Source organism: Candidatus Nitrospira bockiana (assembly GCF_965152565.1).
On record NZ_OZ224215.1, the window covers coordinates 4351327 to 4369760 of the forward strand.

At 67.8% G+C, this 18434-nt stretch carries 15 protein-coding genes; 7 read left to right on the plus strand and 8 right to left on the minus strand.

Annotated features, from left to right (window positions below; genetic code table 11):
• Positions 1-42: 42 nt before the first annotated feature.
• Positions 43-3447, minus strand: coding sequence for a GMC oxidoreductase (locus ACWHYV_RS21340; protein WP_447980762.1), 3405 nt, complete (start codon positions 3445-3447; stop codon positions 43-45).
• A gap of 1471 nt (positions 3448-4918) precedes the next feature.
• Here ACWHYV_RS21340 and ACWHYV_RS21345 point away from each other — a divergent pair.
• From ACWHYV_RS21345 to ACWHYV_RS21370, 6 genes are all read left to right on the plus strand, one after another.
• Positions 4919-5560 carry an HAD family hydrolase gene (locus ACWHYV_RS21345; protein ID WP_447978509.1) on the plus strand — a complete coding sequence of 214 codons (642 nt, stop codon included), beginning with the start codon at positions 4919-4921 and terminating at the stop codon, positions 5558-5560.
• Positions 5557-7173 carry a M16 family metallopeptidase gene (locus ACWHYV_RS21350; protein WP_447978510.1) on the plus strand — a complete coding sequence of 539 codons (1617 nt, stop codon included), beginning with the start codon at positions 5557-5559 and terminating at the stop codon, positions 7171-7173. The genes ACWHYV_RS21345 and ACWHYV_RS21350 overlap by 4 nt, the downstream gene beginning before the upstream one ends.
• Before the next feature lie 8 nt (positions 7174-7181).
• Complete coding sequence (locus ACWHYV_RS21355; protein ID WP_447978511.1) at positions 7182-8654, plus strand: M16 family metallopeptidase; 1473 nt, start codon at positions 7182-7184, stop codon at positions 8652-8654.
• Positions 8655-8875: 221 nt separating this feature from the next.
• Positions 8876-9424, plus strand: coding sequence for a macro domain-containing protein (locus ACWHYV_RS21360; RefSeq protein WP_447978512.1), 549 nt, complete (start codon positions 8876-8878; stop codon positions 9422-9424).
• Positions 9411-10277, plus strand: coding sequence for an MBL fold metallo-hydrolase (locus tag ACWHYV_RS21365; RefSeq protein ID WP_447978513.1), 867 nt, complete (start codon positions 9411-9413; stop codon positions 10275-10277). Before ACWHYV_RS21360 ends, ACWHYV_RS21365 begins: the two co-directional genes overlap by 14 nt.
• Positions 10267-11232, plus strand: a complete 966-nt coding sequence (locus ACWHYV_RS21370; protein WP_447978514.1) for a site-2 protease family protein — start codon at positions 10267-10269, stop codon at positions 11230-11232. The genes ACWHYV_RS21365 and ACWHYV_RS21370 overlap by 11 nt, the downstream gene beginning before the upstream one ends.
• A 48-nt stretch (positions 11233-11280) precedes the next feature.
• Here ACWHYV_RS21370 and ACWHYV_RS21375 read toward each other — a convergent pair whose 3' ends face one another.
• Positions 11281-12189, minus strand: coding sequence for an NAD(P)-dependent oxidoreductase (locus ACWHYV_RS21375; RefSeq protein WP_447978515.1), 909 nt, complete (start codon positions 12187-12189; stop codon positions 11281-11283).
• Between the two features lie 14 nt (positions 12190-12203).
• Complete coding sequence (locus ACWHYV_RS21380) at positions 12204-12695, minus strand: hypothetical protein (RefSeq protein WP_447978516.1); 492 nt, start codon at positions 12693-12695, stop codon at positions 12204-12206.
• A 324-nt stretch (positions 12696-13019) separates the two neighbouring features.
• On the opposite strand from ACWHYV_RS21380, the gene ACWHYV_RS21385 reads away from it, so the two are divergent.
• Positions 13020-14414: a M20/M25/M40 family metallo-hydrolase gene (locus tag ACWHYV_RS21385; protein WP_447978517.1), complete on the plus strand. Its 1395-nt coding sequence runs from the start codon at positions 13020-13022 to the stop codon at positions 14412-14414.
• Positions 14415-14432: 18 nt separating this feature from the next.
• Here the strand turns inward: ACWHYV_RS21385 and ACWHYV_RS21390 are convergent, their stop codons facing one another.
• The 5 genes from ACWHYV_RS21390 to ACWHYV_RS21410 form a co-directional block, all read right to left on the minus strand.
• Entirely contained in the window at positions 14433-16160 is a 1728-nt protein-coding gene (locus tag ACWHYV_RS21390) for a hypothetical protein (RefSeq protein WP_447978518.1), read from the minus strand.
• A gap of 77 nt (positions 16161-16237) precedes the next feature.
• Positions 16238-16660 carry a cupredoxin domain-containing protein gene (locus ACWHYV_RS21395; RefSeq protein WP_447978519.1) on the minus strand — a complete coding sequence of 141 codons (423 nt, stop codon included), beginning with the start codon at positions 16658-16660 and terminating at the stop codon, positions 16238-16240.
• Between the two features lie 42 nt (positions 16661-16702).
• Positions 16703-16957 carry an anti-sigma factor family protein gene (locus ACWHYV_RS21400; RefSeq protein WP_447978520.1) on the minus strand — a complete coding sequence of 85 codons (255 nt, stop codon included), beginning with the start codon at positions 16955-16957 and terminating at the stop codon, positions 16703-16705.
• Between the two features lie 16 nt (positions 16958-16973).
• Complete coding sequence (locus ACWHYV_RS21405; protein WP_447978521.1) at positions 16974-17630, minus strand: RNA polymerase sigma factor; 657 nt, start codon at positions 17628-17630, stop codon at positions 16974-16976.
• A gap of 238 nt (positions 17631-17868) precedes the next feature.
• A complete protein-coding gene (locus tag ACWHYV_RS21410; protein ID WP_447978522.1) occupies positions 17869-18414 on the minus strand; it encodes a ferritin-like domain-containing protein in 546 nt (181 codons plus the stop codon).
• Positions 18415-18434 lie beyond the last annotated feature (20 nt).

Genomic DNA, 18434 nt, shown 5'->3' on the forward strand with positions numbered 1-18434 from the left:
CCTCCTCCGGCGTCGTGCACGATCAGCTGCGTGCCGCGCGGCTCATGCCGTCTCGTTGAGGTGCGCGAGGATCAGGGGATAGACGTCCCGGTCCGCGTCCTTGCCGACGATGCAGTCGATGTGACCGTACTCCGGGATCACGTGGCGCCGGTACAGCGCCGGCCCGTTGACCCGCGCGAGATGCTCGACCGTGAGCGCGGTGCTCTCGGGCAGAAAACACTCGTTGCGCTCCCCGTGGATGAAAGCGAGGGGAATGGCGAGGCGCTCGAGGTGCGGCAGATAGGCCTCGCGGCCGTCGGCGGCGACGATGTGACCGCGGGCGGTCATGAGCGCGAGATGCTCGAAGGCCCGCATGTTCGCGATCCCGAACAGCTCGTGCAGCGTGTCATGGGTGAGGGCATTGAGCTGCCCGTGCCGATACAGGGGGGCGTACATGAACGTGATCCGCCGGCAGACCGGGCTCCGGCACTGCTCCTCGAAGGCGACCGGATAGGCCTTGAGCCCCAGATCGAACAGGCGGTCCTTCCAGTCGGCATGCCGGTCCACGTAGGCGGTCAACGACGTGATCCCGAGCGCGCTCAAGACCTCGGGGAGATGGAGCCCGACTTTCAGGTTCGTGATCGGAGGGGCGACGATGTGCGTGGCCACCTGCGAGCAGACCGCCGCCCGCACGCCGCCGAGCCCGGCCAGCATGGCCATGACGAACGTGGTGGAGCCGAAACAATGCGCGACGACTTGAACGCTCGGCGCGCCGGTGAGGCGACGGACGAGATCGACCGCGGCGGGATAATCCTGCGTGGCGATGTCGTCGGCGGTGAACCGGGTGCGCGCCCCCGGCAGCTCAATGCTCGCGCGAGAGTCCAACAGCCAGACGTCGAAGTCATGGGCGACCAGGTACTCGACGAGGTTGGTCTCCACGGTGTCGAGCGAGAAGATGCGGCTCGACACCCCCAGGCCGTGCGCCAGCATGACCGGCCCTTTGCCGCCGCCTTGGTACCGCGTCACACGGATAGACGTGCCGTCCGCAGTCCGGACGTGATGGACGGTGGGTGGACCGGTGCGAAGCGGGCGGCGTTTCCGCGGCGGCGCGTCCGGGTCGAAGACGGCGGGCCGCGCAACGATCCCGCCGTAGGTGTCGAGCAGCGCCCCGGCGAAGAAGCGGCCGAACCGGGCCAGCCCGGAGAGCCGCGCGCGGAGGTCCGGAGCGTTCGTGACTTCCATCGTCGTGAGCTGCCAGGCAAAGTTGGCGGGATCGATCGCGAGCACGCCCTTGGCGAGGATGGGCGCCGCCGCGTCCGGCCCGTCTCGGACCGTGACATAGAGCGTCGTCGTGTCCGCCCAGACGTCCGGCCCGGCGTCGTTCTGCACCGATTTGAACCCCTCGAAGAAGAAGCGGCGGCCGTCCGGGGCGAGGAGCACCATCCGGTAGGTCATCCGGCGCGCCCCGACGCGCTCGGGGTCCTCCGGCAGTAAGTGGAAGCGGCCGTCCGTGATCGTCATCGGCGCCGCGGCCAGCGCCGGCGCCGTCACGGTGCCCACCATCGCCGCCGCGTGGGCGGGCCCTTCGAGCAACCGCTCCAGATCCCGGCTGATGATCGTGACCGTGAACTCGCAGGGCGACCCGTCCGCGCGCCCTTGTTCGGCTCCCCGTCGATAGTCGTCGTGCTCCCGCAGGGAGACGAACCCGCGCATCGTCTCCGTGAACCGGAGGCCGAGGGTCGAAGGCGCCGCCACCGGCGGCGGGTGTGCAGGTCCCTCTTCACGGAGCACCCATCCGCGGTCCTCGGCCAGGAGCGACATCGCGCGCTCGGCGAGCGCGCTGATCGTGAGCAGGGGATTCACCCCGAGCGGCCGCGGGATGATCGAGCCGTCGCAGACGTAGAGCCCTTCGTGCACCGCGTCGCCGGCCGGACCGCGAAAGATCTGGCCCTTGTGGTTCACGACGCCTTGCGTCGCGTCGTCGCCCATCACGCACCCGCCCAAGGGATGCACCGTGATCAACGGCTGCGCGGCGAGCGCGGACCACGAGGGGTTGGGCACATAGGTCCCACCCAACGGGCGCGTCGCCTCCGCCAGCCGCTCGTTCACCCGCTCGAAGCTCGGTTGCTTGCCCACGCCCGGCCAGTCCAAGCGCAGCCGGTCGTGTTCGTCCAAGGACAGGCGTCCGCCCGCGTCGTCGTGGCTCATGACGAGGTAGGTCTGCGAATGGCGGACCGCGCCATGGTAGGGACCGCGGAAGAGGCTCTCCAGCTCGCGCGCCTTGGCGTCGACCTCGCCGAAGAAGCCGCCCCCGGCGTCCCGGCCGGCGAGCTTGGCCGCGGCCGCCAAGACCGCCGGCAAGAAGGCGCCGAGCGCACCGGGGATCGCCCCTTCCTCGATGACCATCCCGTCCTCGAGCCGCGGCCGCTCACGCAGATCGATGAGGCCCGTGATGCACGGACCGACCGGCTCGCGCCCCTCGGCCGGGCGGTGCCCGAACCCGACGCCGTTGATCACCTCGTTGGTGTTGTAGCCGAAGCCCAGGACATCGCCGTTGCCGGTGACGCGACGGCCGAGCTGATCCGAGACGGCCAGGCCGTGCGCTCGCGATCGCAGGAGAATCTCGGTCGAGCCGAGCGTGCCGGCGGCGAGGACGACCACGTCGGCGGTGACGCAGAGCGTGGGGGCGTCGAACAGCTCGCGCCCCGATCGCAGGAGGTGATAGTGGACCTGCCAGCGGCCCCCCTGGCGGCCGAGGCGCCGAACCGAGACGCAGGTGAACAGCTCGGCGCCGTGCCGGCGGGCGTCCGGGAGGTAATTCATCAGGACGGTGTTCTTCGCCCCATGGTTGCACCCCGATACGCAGTCGCCGCACAGCACGCACGCGTGCTGCTCGACCCCCGCGTGGTTGACCCCGGAGGCGAAGGTGACGGCAATGGGCGGCCGCGTGCACCGCGCCTTCAAGGCGTCCGCCGACTTCTCCAGCGCCGCCAGCTTCGGGAGGCGCGGGAACGTGTCCGGGTACGGCACGGGCTTGAGCATGGCCTCGGCCCGCCGGTAGCCCTCCTCCAGCCGGCTCCCGACGTCGGCGCGCAAGGCCGCCGGCCACCGCGGGTCCTCGAACACCCTCGGCTCGGCGCGCAGCGAGACGTTCGCGTTCACCAGCGAGGTGCCGCCGAGCCCGCATCCGACGAACACGTTGATATCGTGGCCGAGGTGGAAATCATAGAGCCCGGTTCTCGGGCCGATCCGGCCATGCGGCGTCTGGGCCTGCATCTCACGCAAGGCCTCGCCTTGCGTGTCCGGGTATTCCCCGGGCTGAAACTCCTTGCCCCGCTCGAGCACGCAGACCCGGCGGCCGGCGCGGGCCAGCCGCGCGGCCGCAATGGCGCCGCCATACCCCGATCCCACGACGACCACGTCATAGTGCGGCTGCATGGCTTCAATCGGCGATGAAAGTCGCGTCATCCCACCACCTCCTCGACCCGCGGCGAGCCCGGCCGCGCCTCGGCTTGCCCGGGGCTCCCGACCGCCGCCGGCCCGGGTCGGTCCCGTCCCCGCCTCGGCCGATCGCACCGCCGGACCGTCCGGCGGAAAGATGCCGTACAGCACGAACTGTTTCAACCGCTCCGTGGACCAGGGCTTCGCCTCGACGCCGTCCAAGATCGAAGGATCCGCCCGGACCCGGGCTTGATAGGCGAGGAGGGCCCGATAGGTCCGGATGCCGAGGCCGGAGAGCGCGGCGAAATCGGCTTCGTCGGTGAAGTAGACGGCCAGTTGCGCCTGGTCCCGCCAATCCGCGATCGTGTCGAACGGATAGGGAAGGCAGGCCGCCAGCTTCTTCAGGTCGCAGGTCGCCAACGCCTGCAGGCTGTCGATCCCCTCCTCGTTCAGCCGGTCCTCAATCTCGAGCGTGATCCCTTGCACGACGGTCAGCGGCGTGTACACGTACTTGCCCACGACGGGGAACAGTTGCGACAGCCGGCCGGCCAGCCAACTGAAGACCATCTTGACGGTCCGGCGGGGGTAGAAGCCGGCGAAGAACGAGAGCACGATCAGGAGCCCCGAGAGCGCCGCCGGCCCGCCGGCCGTCCCGGCTGACGGCCCTTCGTGGAAGACGATGAAGTAGATCAGGATGGAGGCGAAGATGGCGAGCACCGTCCGCACCCCGCCCATCACCACGACACGGGGCACGAAGTCGCGGTCGATGATCCGGCGGATGAAGTGATAGAGGTTATAGAGGAAGGCGCCCCAGAAGGCGTACATGACGACGCCGAGCGGGAAGTAGACTCCCGGGAAAACCTCGATGGTCGCCACGCCGAAGCGCGCCCATGGAACCAACGAGGCCGGCGCGCCCTCGGGCACGACGCGATCCCGGACGTATTCGTCGCCGAGCGTGAACACGCCCATCAACAGGACGCTCAACACGACCAGGAACGTCATCGGATAGACGAGCACGGAGAATCGTTCGGCGGCGCGCCCGGCGTGGCACTGCTTGAGATCCAGGTAGTGCATCGCGGCCACGCTCCAATAGACCCCCGCGATCCCGGCCAGCAGGCCCAGGTGATAGAAGAGCTTGTCCCAGGCGGGCGCGACGGCCTCTTCATGCATCAAGAGCCCCAACGACACCAAGATCGCCGCGGCCGTCGCCCCACAGGAGAGGATCACCCGTCGCTGCATGTCGGCGCTCCCATGATCGGCCATAGTGGGACGTCCGATCTGAAAAGGCAATAGACATACCTGGCCTGCGCGGAGGCGCATTCGGTCGAACTGCGCGAAGTCCGGCACCGCGGCGGGGCGCGGAGCACGCAACCTGTATCCGACCGGCTACAGCCTGTATCGCATCGGATAAGAGCGCGGGCCGGAGCGCATGCGGCCGCCGTCTCGCATGGCTCGCCTCGCCCCTCGATCCCGGCGTCGACTTTGGTATAATCGGCCGATGCACCCGGTGGACCTCCTGATCTTCGACCTCGACGGCACCCTGATCGAATCCAAATGGGACATCGCCAACGCGGTCAATCTCACCTTGAGTGAGCTGGGCCTGCCCCTTCGCTCCCAAGAGGAAATCTTCAGTTTCGTCGGCGACGGCGTGAAGCGCCTCCTGCGTCTGTCCGTCGGCGAAGACAACCTCGATCGATACAACGAAGCCCTGCGGGTCTTCCGCGGTCACTACCTGGCTCATTGTTTGGACTGTACGGCGTTCTACCCCGGCATTGACGCCGTCCTTACCCATTTCGAGCGGAAACACAAAGCCGTGGCGACCAACAAGTCGCTGGAATACACGACGAAGATTCTCGACGGGCTGGGGCGACATCACTTCGCCTATGTGGTGGGCGGCGACAACGGGTTCGGGCTCAAACCCGACCCGGGCATGCTGCTGCACATCCTCGAGAAGCTCGGCGTCGAGAAGGACCGCGCGGTGCTGATCGGGGACAGCACGAACGACATCAACGGCGCGCACAATGCGGGCATCAAGGTCTGCGCCGTCGGCTACGGCATGGGCAATCGCGAGAAGATGCGGGCCTGCCAACCGGATTGGTTCATCGAACACCCCCACGAGCTCATGGATCTCTTCGTATGATCGTCCACACGGCATCACGTCGCATGCTCCCGGTTCCCTGCCTCCGCCTCCTCGTGTCCGTATCGGTTCTGATCCTGATCGCCGGAGCCGCCCCCGTCCCCGCCGGCACCCCGCCCGCGACCGGGCTCGCCGAGCGCGTCGTCGAACACACCCTGGCCAACGGGCTCACGGTCCTGCTCGTCGAGCGGCACCAGAGTCCCGTCGTCTCGATCAACGTCACGTTCGGCGTCGGCGGCATCAACGAGTACAACGGGATCACCGGGATCGCCCACCTCTACGAGCACATGGCCTTCAAGGGCACGCGGACGCTCGGGACGAAGGACTACGCCAAGGAGCGACCGCTGCTGGACGAGCTGGACCGGCTCCAGCAGCGGATCGAGCAGGTACGGCAGGAGCTGCTCGCGTCGGGCCAGGACGAATCCTCGTCGGCGACGCTCAAGGAGCTCCGGCAGGCGTTTCAAGAGGCGCAGGAACGCGCCGGGAAGTACGTCGTGGGCAACGAGCTGGCCCTGCTCTACCAGCGGCACGGCGGCGTCGGCTTGAACGCCTCGACCGGAAAGGACATCACGCGCTACACCGTGAGCCTCCCCGCCAACCGGCTTCCGCTGTGGGCCGCGGTCGAATCCGACCGGATGGCGAACCCGGTCCTGCGCGAGTTCTACAAGGAGCGGGACGTCGTGCTCGAGGAGCGCCGGCTGAGGACGGAGGACAGTCCGCAGGGCCTGCTCTTCGAGGTCTTCACCGCCACGGCCTTCCTCGCTCATCCCTACGGCTTCCCGACGATCGGGTGGGCCTCGGACATCCAGTCGCTCACGCCCGCCGTCACCGAGCAGTTCTACAAGACCTACTACGGCCCGGAGAATGCGGTGATCGCGATCGTCGGCGACATCAACCCGCCCGAGGTCCTCGCGTTGATCGAGCGGACGTTCGGCACGGTCCCGCGGTCCGCTCCCCCGCCCCGCGTCGTCACCGTCGAGCCGCCGCAGCGCGGCGAACGGCGGGTGGAGGTGGAATTCGACGCCGAGCCGGTGATCCTGGTCGGCTTCCACAAGCCGGCCATCGGCCATCCCGACGACTACGTCTTCGACGTGATCGATTCGATCCTGTCCGAAGGACAAACCTCGCGCCTGTACCAGCGCCTCGTCCGTGACAAGCGGGTGGCGGCCTCCGTGGACACCCAGGCGGCCTACCCCGGCGTCCAAGCGCCGAACCTCTTCGTGATCAGCGCCACCCCGCTTGCGCCTCACACCACACGGGAGGTCGAGCAGGCGATCGCCGAGGAATTGGATCGGCTGAAAACGGAGCCGGTCACCGCGGAGGAGTTGGCCAAGGTCCTGAACAACCTCGACGCGGAATTGCTCCGCTCCCTGCGATCGAACAGCGGGTTGGCCTCCCAGCTCGCGTACTTCCATACGGTGGCGCGAAGCTGGCGGTACCTGCTGACCGCGCGCGAGCGGATCGCCGCCGTCACGACCAAGGACATCCAGCGGGTCGCGGCGGAGTATCTCACCCCGTCGAACCGCACCGTGGCGACGCTCGTGAAACCCCGGCCCGGTCCGAGCACCGTGTCGGCCGAGGCGCGCGCGGCCGCAGCCAAGGCGGTGCGACCATGAGGCGTCTCATGCCGGATCGACGCGCGGCGGTGGCCCATGTCCTGATGCTCGCCCTCGTCCTGGCCGGGCTGACGGGTTGCGGCGAGCGGCGGATGGTGTCCGCCGCCGTCGCGGATCGAGCCGGCGCGGGCGCCGTCGATCCACGGCAGATGACGTTCCCGCCGGTGGAGTTCAATCCGCCCGAGCCCGAGCGCGTGGTCCTGGACAACGGCATGGTGGTCTACCTCTTGGAAGATCATGAGCTCCCATTGATCACGATGTCGGCGACGATGCGGACGGGCGGGTGGCTCGAGCCCGACGAGAAGCTCGGACTGGCGGGGTTGACCGGGCTGGCGATGCGGACCGGCGGCACGGAGCGCTTGCCCGCGGCCGAGCTGGACCAGGAGCTCGAGCGGCTGGCGGCGGTCCTGACCGTGTCCATCGGCGTCGAATCCGGCGTCGCCTCCTTGGACCTGCTCCAGAAAGACCTGGACCGCGGCCTCACGATCTTTGCCGACGTGCTCCGGCGGCCGGCCTTCGAGCCCGCCCGGGTGGAGTTGGCCAAGCTCCAAGCGCGGGAGTCGATCCGCCGCCGCCACGATCAACCCCAGTCGATCGCCTCGCGGGAGTTCGCGAAGCTGCTCTACGGACCGGCGCACCCGTTCGCCCGGGAAAGCACGGTGCAGACGATCGGCCGCATCACCCGAGACGATCTGATTGCGTTTCACGCCGCGACGATCCATCCGAACGGGATCATCCTGGGCGTGACCGGAGACTTCGACCGGGCCGCGATGCTGGCCAAGCTCCACGAGGTGTTCGGGGATTGGGCCCCCGGGCCCGTCCAGCCGACGGTGGTGCCGCCGCCCCAGGGGACCCGTGATTCGGCCGTCCGATTCATCGTCAAGGGCACGTCTCAGACCCATCTGCGCGCCGGGCACCTGTCGCTCAAAGAGACCGATCCGGACTACCCGGCCCTGGTCCTGCTGAACGACATCCTGGGAGGCGGGTCGTTTCGCAGCCGGCTCTTTCAAGACATCCGGACCCGGCAAGGCCTCGCCTATTCCATCAGCAGCGTGTTACGCGGCGGCATCTATGCCGACGGCGTCTGGGGAGTGCGGACCGAAACGAAGAGCGCCTCGACGCAGCAGGTGGTGGCGACCCTCGTCGCCAACCTCACCCGCCTCCACGAGCAACCGGTGACCGAGGCGGAATTGGAAGAGGCGAAGGAGGCGTTCGTCAATTCGTTCATCTTCTCGTTCACGAGCCCCGCCAGCATCGTGAATCGGCGGGTCGAGTTGGAGTACGATGGGCTGCCGAAGGATTTCCTGCAACAGCTCCGCGACAAGGTGATGAAGCTGACGGCGGAGGACCTGCTTCGGGTCGCGCGCAAGCATCTCCATCCGGATCGATTGAAGATCCTCGCCGTCGGCCCTCCGGAAAACGGCCGGATCCTGGCGGCCTTTGGAGAGCCGAAGGAGATTCATCTCGAACCGGACAGCTAGAGTCCCGTGCGCCTCGCCATGGCCGATGGCCGGCCTTTCGTGCTCACGATCCATCGCAGTCGCGGTCGACTCGGGTTCCGATCGAAAAGGCGGCGCGCCATGCGCCATCGCGGCCGACTCACCCAGGCTCTTCCCTCGGGCTTGCCTCCCGCCATGGCGTCCCTGTGCAGCTTCCCTTCCTGCCGTCTGACAGCCGGGAACACGCAAGGAGCGTAGAAACGATGGGCCGGCGCACGATCGAGATCCGGATCGTTCCAGGCAGCCTCCTCGAGGTTGAAGCCGACGCGGTGGTGAACGCTGCCAACAGCTTGGGGATCATGGGCGGCGGTGTGGCCGGAGCGCTCAAGCGCGCAGCCGGCGAAGCGGTCGAAGAGGAGGCACGGCGGCATGCGCCGATTCCGGTCGGCACGGCGGTGGCGACGTCCGGAGGCGCGACGAGGTTCCGGGCCATCATCCATGCGCCGACGATGCCGTCGCCGGGCATGCGGATCCCGGCGGACAACGTCGGGCGGGCGACATCGGCCGCGCTGGCGGCCGCCGAGCGCGGGGGGTTCGCCTCGGTGGCGTTTCCCGGACTCGGCACCGGCGTCGGCGGAGTGGCCCCGGCCGAGGCTGCGCGCCGGATGATCGATGCCATCGACTCGTTCGAAGGCCGCACGGTTCGCCTGGTCACGTTGATCGACCTCGATCCCGACATGGTTCGCGCTTGGAGCGAGGCCCTGGGCTCTGGTGAGGGCCGGGGGGTCGGCGACGACGATGGCGGCCGGTGATGCCATGCGGCTCGAGGACGACTTCTGTGATATTGTGAAGAAAGCCCGCCTCGGTCAGGGGATGACCGTGCACGGGTTGGCATCGGCCAGCGGCCTTCAGGCCGAGCTGATCGCAGCGGTGGAGCGCGAGGCGCGGACGCCGAGCGAACCGGACGTCGAGGCCATCGCGCGCGGGTTGCGCCTGCGCCCACGGCCCTTGGCCGACATTGCGGCAGGCCGGTGGCATCCTTCTCCCCCGTCCATCTCCGGGGTCGACACGATCCTGGGCGACATCGGCGGCTATGCGGTCAAGGGGTACGTCTTGCATGACGGCGGGGAGGCCATCATGATCGATACCGCGTACAATCCCGACGCGATGATCGAGACGGTCCGCCGTCTGGGCGCCACGCTCAAGGCCGTCTGCCTCACACACGGGCACGCCGATCATGCGGAGGGGCTCGATGAGATCGTGCGCCGCTGGTGCGTCCCCGTCTACCTGGGCCGCGATGACGAGGCCCTGCTGTCCTGGACGCCGCCGGCCGATCTGCTTCAGAGCCCCCGCGATGGTGAGTGCCTGTCCGTCGGCCGGCTGCAGGTCCGGTGCATCACCACACCGGGTCACACGCCGGGCGGGACCTGCTACAGGGTGGACGGCCTCGAGCAGCCGATCTGTTTCGTCGGCGATACGCTGTTCGCCGGCTCCATCGGGCGGTCGAATCCGTCGAGCCTGTACCCCGTCCATCTCGCGTCGGTTCGCACCCGGGTCCTGACGCTGCCTCTGCAGACGGCGCTGTTTCCCGGACACGGTCCGGCCACCACGGTCCGCCAAGAGCTCGAGCACAACCCGTTTGCGGTGGCGCACGATGAACGATGACCGACACCAGTTCCTGACGATCGACCGGGCGGGCGACGAGCGGACCGGCTGGCCGGCCGGCATGAACGAGCCGATTCTGGCCGCCCGGCCGCGCTCCGCGTTCAGCGACTGGATCCTGCCCCTTGGCCTGTTCGTCGCCACGGTGTTCACGACCCTCTGGGCGGGCGCCTATGCCACCAACCGGGACGCCTTCCAAGGCGCCTGGCGATTCCTGATCAACGACCCCTCCGTGCTCAAGAAAGGGATTCCGTTCGCCGGCACGCTGCTGGGCATCCTCGTCACCCATGAGTTTGGGCACTACCTCTTGTCCCGGATCCATCGCGTCCCCGCCTCGCTCCCACTGTTCATTCCGGGTCCGCCGCACTTCATCGGCACGTTCGGCGCGATCATTCGGATGCGCGGACCGATCTTGAGCCGCAAGGCGCTCTTCGACATCGGCGTCGCCGGGCCGATCGCCGGCTTCGTCGTCGCCTGCGTCGCGCTGGTCGTCGGCCTGCGCTGGTCCACCGTCGTGCTCGACCAGGGCCTGTACGGTCTGCGGTTGGGCGAGCCGCTGTTGCTCCAGTTCCTGTCCTGGCTGGTGATCGGCCCGCTGCCGCAGGGCTACGACGTCGTCTTGCATCCGGTCGCGTTCGCCGCCTGGTTCGGATTGTTCGTGACGTCGTTGAATCTCATCCCCCTCGGGCAGTTGGACGGCGGGCACGTCGCCTACGCCTTGTTCGGCCCTCGCCAGCGCACGATCGCCCTCACGGTCGTGCCGATCCTGCTGTTCTTGGGATTCGTCGGTTGGCCGGGATGGTTCATATGGGCCGGGATGGCGGGAATCTTCGGCCTGGCCCATCCTCCGGTCATGGATCCCGAAACCGTGCTCGGGCGGGCCCGTGTCTGGGTCGGGTGGGGCGCGGTCGTCATCTTCGCGCTTACCTTCGCCCCGATTCCCTTTTCGGTCCAGTAGGACTCTCGCGCCTTCTCCTCGGCTCCGTGCCGTGAACGGACCATCGTCTCAGGAACCGGTCTGAACCTGGGCATGGCTCAGCGCTTCGAGCGCCAACATCAAGGCCTGGGTGCCCTGCCGCCCGTGTCCGTGCGCTTGGACCGCGACATAGAGCTGGTGAACCAAGGCCAGGCCGGGGAGCACCAGCCGCATCCGCCTGGCCTCCTCGAGTGCGATCGCCATGTCCTTCACGAAGTGGTCGACGAAGAAACCCGGATCGAAGTTTCGGCGCAGGATCCGCGGCGCGAGATGGTCCAGGGTCCAACAGGCCGCGGCGCCCCCCGAGATGGCCTCGAGCAACGACTCCGGCTTCAAGCCGGCCTTGGTCGCGTAGAGCAAGCTCTCGCAGGTCCCGATCATCGTCCCGGCGATGACCATCTGGTTGCAGAGCTTGGCATGCTGCCCGGCGCCGGGCCCGCCCTGATGCACGATCCGTGTGCCCATGAGCTGCAAGAGCGGCAAGACGCGCCCGAGCGCGCCGGCGTCCCCGCCGACCATGATCGAGAGCGTCCCGTCTCGTGCGCCCACGTCTCCGCCGGACACCGGTGCATCGAGGGCGGCCGCGCCTTTTTCACCTGCCGCCCGCGCGATCTCGCGGGCGAGGCTCGGCGGGCTGGTCGTCATGTCCAGAGCGACGGCAGCGGGGTGAATCCCGGCGAGGACGCCGTCCTCGGCAAAATACACGCGGTGGATGTCTTCGGGGACCCCGACCATCGTGATCACGACCTGCGACCGCTCCGCGACCGCGCGCGGCGAGTCGGCCCATGTCGCACCCGCCTCCAGCAGCGCACGCGCTTTCTCACGGGTGCGCGTGTGCACGGTCACGGACCGGCCGGCCCGAACCAGCCGGCCGCACATCGCCGCTCCCATCACGCCGGTCCCGATCCATCCCACTCCGTCCAGACTGGGTGATGTCATCCGCGCCTCGGGGCTCAGTTGTCAATCCGTGTGATACTGCGGGCAATCGCCTGAACCGGAGGCGGGCCGGTGGTCGGGGACGGCGGCGGCAGCCCGTGCTCGGGGCGGAACTCGCCGAACCGCGTCGGCACTTGGATGCCCGCGTAGACCCGCACCTTGTCCCCTTCGGCCACCTCGGGATGCCGGATGATCGGGGTGCCGCAGATCCCGGGGACGCCGACCAGGAGGAAGTGTCCATAACCGGCTTCATCCTCGAGCACGAAGGTGTAGGCGCCATAACAGGCCGCTCCTGACGCGAGAAAATACGGATCCAACACCCTCACCGCCCCGACCACTCCCTCTACGAGCACGTCGTGAAGATGGAACGCGTCGGGATCGGCCACGATCTCCTCGATCGTCACCGGCTCGTTCCCCCTCGCCTGGGCGGCCGCCAACGCGAAAATCCATGCGACCACTATGGCGATCGTCACGGCTCGCCCTCGACCCATCCCGTTCAGTCTGAACATCCGTCCTCCCTCGGCGCCGTAACAGAGCATAGGGTGCCGCCCGAGTCAAGGGACGCGCGGATCGGACACTCACGAGCGATCCGCGCCCTGCCCTTCCGCCAACCCCGCGGCCTCCCAGTCCATGACGAGGAGAGGACTTCGCGCTGCACGTCGCGGAGCCTCGGGGCTTGCTCTCCGAGCCAGGAACCGTGTAGATCAGGGCTGCCGGCATCGACGAGGCGGGCGCGCGACGGTGCTTCGTGCCGCCGACACAGTCGAAGCCTTCGGCTGCTCCGCCGCCGGCACAGCCCCTCGCGTCGAGCACTCACACACGAGAAAGGATCAATGATGCCCCGAGCGACCAGCCGCGCGAATGCCTCTCTGACCCGCTACATTGCCGACATCCGCCCGCGCTTCGAAGCGCTGTTGGCCGAGATGGTCCAGATCCCATCGGTCAGCATGGATCCTGCCCGTGCGCCCGACATTCGCCGGATGGCCGACTGGGCGGCCCATCTGCTGAAAGACTTGGGCGCAGAGGGTCGCGTCGTCGAGACCGACGGTAACCCGGTGGTGTCCGGAGGATGGACGACGAACCCCGCCTATCCGACCGTCACCGTTTACAACCACCTGGACGTCCAGCCCGCGCAGGAACCGGAATGGCGGCAGCCGCCGTTCGTCTTCCACAACGACCACGGCCGGTACCGGGGGCGCGGCGCAACCGACGACAAGGGTCCGGCGCTCACCGCGCTCCTGGCGGCCCGCTACGCGGTGGAGCAGGGCACACCCATCAACGTCCGTTTTGTCTGGGAGTTGGAGGAAGAGATCGGAAGCCCGCACTTTGCCTCGGCGCTGGCGCCCGGCAAAGGCATCCCGAGGCCTGATTCCGTTCTCGTCTCGGATACCATCTGGGTGGCCAAAGGGAAGCCGGCCATCCCATACGGCCTTCGCGGCCTCTTGGCGGTCCGGTGCTCCTTACGGACGGGGACGGTGGATGCACACTCGGGGTTGACGGGCGGCGCGGCGCGAAACCCCCTGGCCGAGTTGTGTGCGTTGGCCCAGGCGTGCGTCGATGCGCGCACGGGCCGGGTGAAGATTCCCGGGTTCTACGACGACGTCCTTCGCCCCACGCGCGCGGAGGTGGCAAGCTTTCTGGAGTCCGGGTTCGATGTCGGACGGTTCACCCGCGCCTACGGGTTCAAGTCCTTGCGCACGACGGAGGCGGAAGAGGTGCTGCGACGAATCTGGGCCGCCCCCACCTTCGAGGTGCACGGGCTCGTCGGCGGCTACACCGGACCGGGCGTGAAGACGATCATCCCGAGCGCCGGAGAGCTGAAAGTCAGCATGCGGTTGGTCCCGAACCAGCGGCCCGAGACCATCTTCTCCTTGCTCAAGCGGTTCGTGTCGGAGCAGAACCCGGATGTCCGGGTCGAGGCGGAGGGCATGCTCCAGCCGTTTCGCGGCGTCTTCAGCGGTCCCTACGCGGACGCCGCCCGCCGGGCCGTACGCGCAGGGTTCGGGAAAGAGCCGGCGTTCATCCGGGAAGGGGGCTCGATCGGGGCCGTCTCGATCATGCACCGCGCGTGGAACGTGCCGATTGTGTTCATGGGCCTGAGCCTCCCCGAGCACGGCTACCATGCGCCCAATGAGTATTTCGACTGGGGGCAAGCGGCGGGGGGCATGCGGACGTTCGCCGCGTACTTCGAGGAGCTCGCCCGGATGGGGGACCGGGAACGGGGCTGAGGTCCGCGACGGAGGCGGTCACCCCTTGCCCTGAACGCCGTCCTCGGCGAGAAGCGGCTGGAAGGTCGGATCGGCCTCCACGACGCCCTTCAAATTGTCGTTGGACAGCAGGTAGCGCCAGGACACGAGCGAGGCGCCCGGCACTTTGAAATACCAGTCGCGCGCCTCCGTCAAGCGTGCGAGCACGGCCTGGTTGTCGCGATCGGGCGTAAAGAGCAGGCTGTACGCCATCGTGTAGGCCGCCGCAAACTTGTCGACCGGCCGGTCCGCCAGGTTGAAGGCCTCTTCCGCCTCCTTGTAGGCCTGTTTGACGCCGGGATCGTCCAGGATACGGTTCCAGGCGACCTTGGCGATCCGCGACCAGGCCAACTCGATCAGCGCTCGGGCACGCAGGTTGTTCCGCGTGGCCGGCACCTCGTTCACCACGCGCTCGTGCGTGGCGATGGCAGCCAGTTGATCGTTGTTCCATCGGTAGGCGATACCCAGCCTGATCCGGTTCTCCAGGTCCTCCGGCCGCACCTTGGCCAGCTTTTCCATGGCCGGCACCACGCGATACAGGTAATCCGCGGGGGTCGGCGCGGTGAATCCGCCCATCTCCATGCCCAAGGAGATGTCCACGCGGGTGGTTTGCGCATACGTGTTCCAATAGAGCTCGTTGAAGCGGGCGGCGAGCGCCGGATCCGTCACCGACACCGCATGGGCGGCGGCACCGGCGGCCAGCAGGGTCTCGTAAAGGTCGCGGGTCAGGAGCGTAAGCGCATCGGGCTGCAGCGGATCGATGATCAACACACGGTTGAGCAACGCCACCCGGTTGTGCAGATCGGGGAACAGGGAGGCCCGGCCGACCGCGGCGATCAAGAGCCCGGCGACGTCGTTGCCTTCCCACCACTCGGTGGAATTCGGGACATAGCCCCCGGCTTCGGTCACGAAGGGCACGGCCCCCGCCGGATCGCCCAACCGCGAGACGGGGAGGTTCAAGACCGCGACGTCGCCGGGGAACCCGTGCTTCTTCAGCCCGGTGATCGCCACCCAGGACATGGTCACCGCCTTGATCGCCTTGATCGGGCGCTTCACGGTGCTGGTCCATTGATACGCCCCGGGCGCATAGGCGACCGGAGACGTCAAGGCGTCGCGGTAGCCGATGCGGAGCGTGACCCGCGTCGCGGAGGCGGCGGAGGTCCCTTCGCCCTGCCGTTTGGGAAAGGACGCGGCCGGCAGCGGAGCCGTCCCAACGAGATCGACTTTCAGCCCCGTTCCCGGCGGAGAGGCGCCGAGGCGCTCCATCACGAACGCGGAAGGCGGGTAGTGAGTCAAATCCTCGGTGAAGAACACGAGGCTCCCCTTGCCCGGCCACACGGCGTCCATGCCCTGGCTCTGTTGGTCGACGGCCTCCGCGTGCGCCTGTTCGATCTCATCCCAGCAGGCTCGATAGATCGGATCGCTGGCCGGCGGGTGTTGGGAGGCTCGGGCGGCGGCTGCGCGCATCTGATACTGGCAGGCGAAGTCCAACCGGCCCGCCGCGACACGGTCGCCCTTGGACACCGCGTCGATATACTGCTGCACGGCCACGACGGCCGGCGAGGTCCTGACTCCACCGGAGGCTTTCCCTTTTCGCGGGGCCGCGTCCGCCGTCCCAAGGCCGCTCATCAGGAGTCCCACGGCCGCCGTGAAGGCGATCGCCGCCGACGCGCGCCGGGCGCCGAGAGCCGATTTCGATGATGTTCGCCGATGAGTCGAAGAACCCATGTCCAACTCCTCCGTAAAAAAAAGCCGCCTACTCTACCATGGCGCCGGCGCTGGCTGAAAGGGTTCCGCCCGGACGGCTAGCGTTCGACCTGGATAACGGCGCGCATCTCGTGTCCGGGCATATCGCAGAAATAGGGATAGGCACCGGGCCGTTCCGGGGTGAATCGGATCTCGGACCGGCCGCCCGAGGGGATGATGACCTTACGCAACCCGCCGGCGCCGAAATCCGGTGCACCGTTGCCGGTCACGCGCACGTTGACGCCCTCGAACAGCTCGCCCGGCACGAAGGCGTGCAGCTCGGCGTCATGGTTGATCAAGACCAGTCGGACCGGGGTGCCGGCATGGAGCGTTACGGCGGGCGGCTCGAACCGGCGGGCATGAATGTCGATCGTGACCATCGCCTCACCCGGCGGCTCCGCTCGGGAGTCCACGAGCAGTAGGGTCAGGCCCGCGGCGGCGACCGCCGCTCGAAGCTGTCGAGGCCACGAGAGCTGCCGCATGGAGGTCGTCCTCCCTCGAGGTGAGCGAGCGCCCGGACCGCCTCAGCCGATCGCTTTGAGGATCTGCCGGCGAAGTTGAGCCTTTGCGGTCGGAGACAGGGGCTTGGCCTCGAGATGGCGGCACAGCGAGACCGTGACGCGCAGGCCGTCGAGGAACTCTTCGCACCGGGGGCAGGCTCCCAGATGCGCGCGGATCTCCCGGCACACGTCGCTCGTCAGCTCGTCGTCCAGGTACGCCGAGAGACTCCGGAGAATCCGAAGGCAGCCGGCTTTCGTATGGCGATGCGGTCGCTCCACGACATCCGCTCCGCGGTTATCTGACTCCGTCCATCCTCGCAAGCTCCTCGGCGTCCCGGTCCGATGAGGCCCGCCACGAACGCGCCACGCCTCTCGCCGTCAATTCCCGCCTGACGAACAGGCGCGCGCGGTGGAGCCGGGACTTCACCGCCCGCTCGTTCAGCCCCATGATCGCCGCGACCTCTTTGGCCGACAGCCCTTCCATGTCCCGGAGGATCAACACGACGCGATACTTGGGCGGCAGCGCACGGATGGCCTGATTGAGGGCCCGCCGCAGTTGCTTGTTCTCGAGCGCTTCCTCGGGAGAGAGGCCTTGCGCGGGAATCTGGAGCTTGAGCTCCCCGTCCGACGTCGGGATGAACTCCTCGAGCGACAGCTCCCGCTCGGGCTCTCCCTTCTTGCGCCGGCGCATGGCCATGCACGCGCGAATCGCGATGCGGTAGAGCCAGGTGGACAACTGGGCCTCACCTCGGAACTGTGAGAGCCCCCGATAGGCGTTGAGAAACGTCTCCTGGACGAGATCGCGTGCGTCCTCCACCGGGCCGCAGACCCGCTGCGCGAAGCGGTAGATCCGGTCCGCATGGTCGCGATACAGGCGGTCGAATGAGGCCGCATGCGCACGCGACGGCCGCGGGTGGTCCGCGATCGCCGCTTCTGGGGAACGCGCCGCCATCAAAAACGGAGTCTACGGGCGCGCCGAGAAAGGTGTCAAGGGGAACCGAGGAAACGCGGAGCGCAGGAAGAAGCGCTGAGCGCGGAGTGCTGAATGCTGAACGGAGGACTACCGAGAAGGAACAAACGCGGAATGCTGAAAAGACAACGGGAGGGCATGGAAGAAACGCGGAACGCGGAACGACAGCTCAGGTGCTGATCGTCTCCTTCGTTCCGCGTTCAGCGCTCATCGCTTCTTCTCACCCTTTCGTGGGGTCGAGGGTCGTGAGCAGGTTGGCCAGCTCATCGGCGTGCTCTTCTTCCTTGGCGAGGATGCCCTCCATCATGCGACGGCTGGTCGGGTCATCGTCCCCGAAATACCGGATCATCTCGGCGTACGTGTCGATGGCGATCCGCTCGGCGATGAGATCCTCACGGATCATCTCCACGAGCGAGTCGCCCTCGACGTACTCGGCGTGACTGCGGGTCAACAGCCCCTCCGGGTTGAGATTCGGCTCGCCGCCGAGCTGCGTGATGCGCTGCGCGATCTCGTCGGCGTGCCCCTGCTCTTCGATGGCATGCTGCTGGAACTCGTTCGCGACCGGCTCCGCGTGGATCCCCTTGGCCATGAAATAATGCCGTTTGTACCGAAGCGTGCAGACGATTTCCGTGGCGAGCGCCTCGTTGAGCAGCTTGATCACGGTCTGGCGATCCGCCCGATAGCCCTCCGTCACCGCCCCCCGCTCGACGTGCTCCCGTGCCCGCCGTCGAATCTCCTGGACATCGCTGACGAATGCGCTTTTCATTGAAGCCTCCTTAAGAAGAC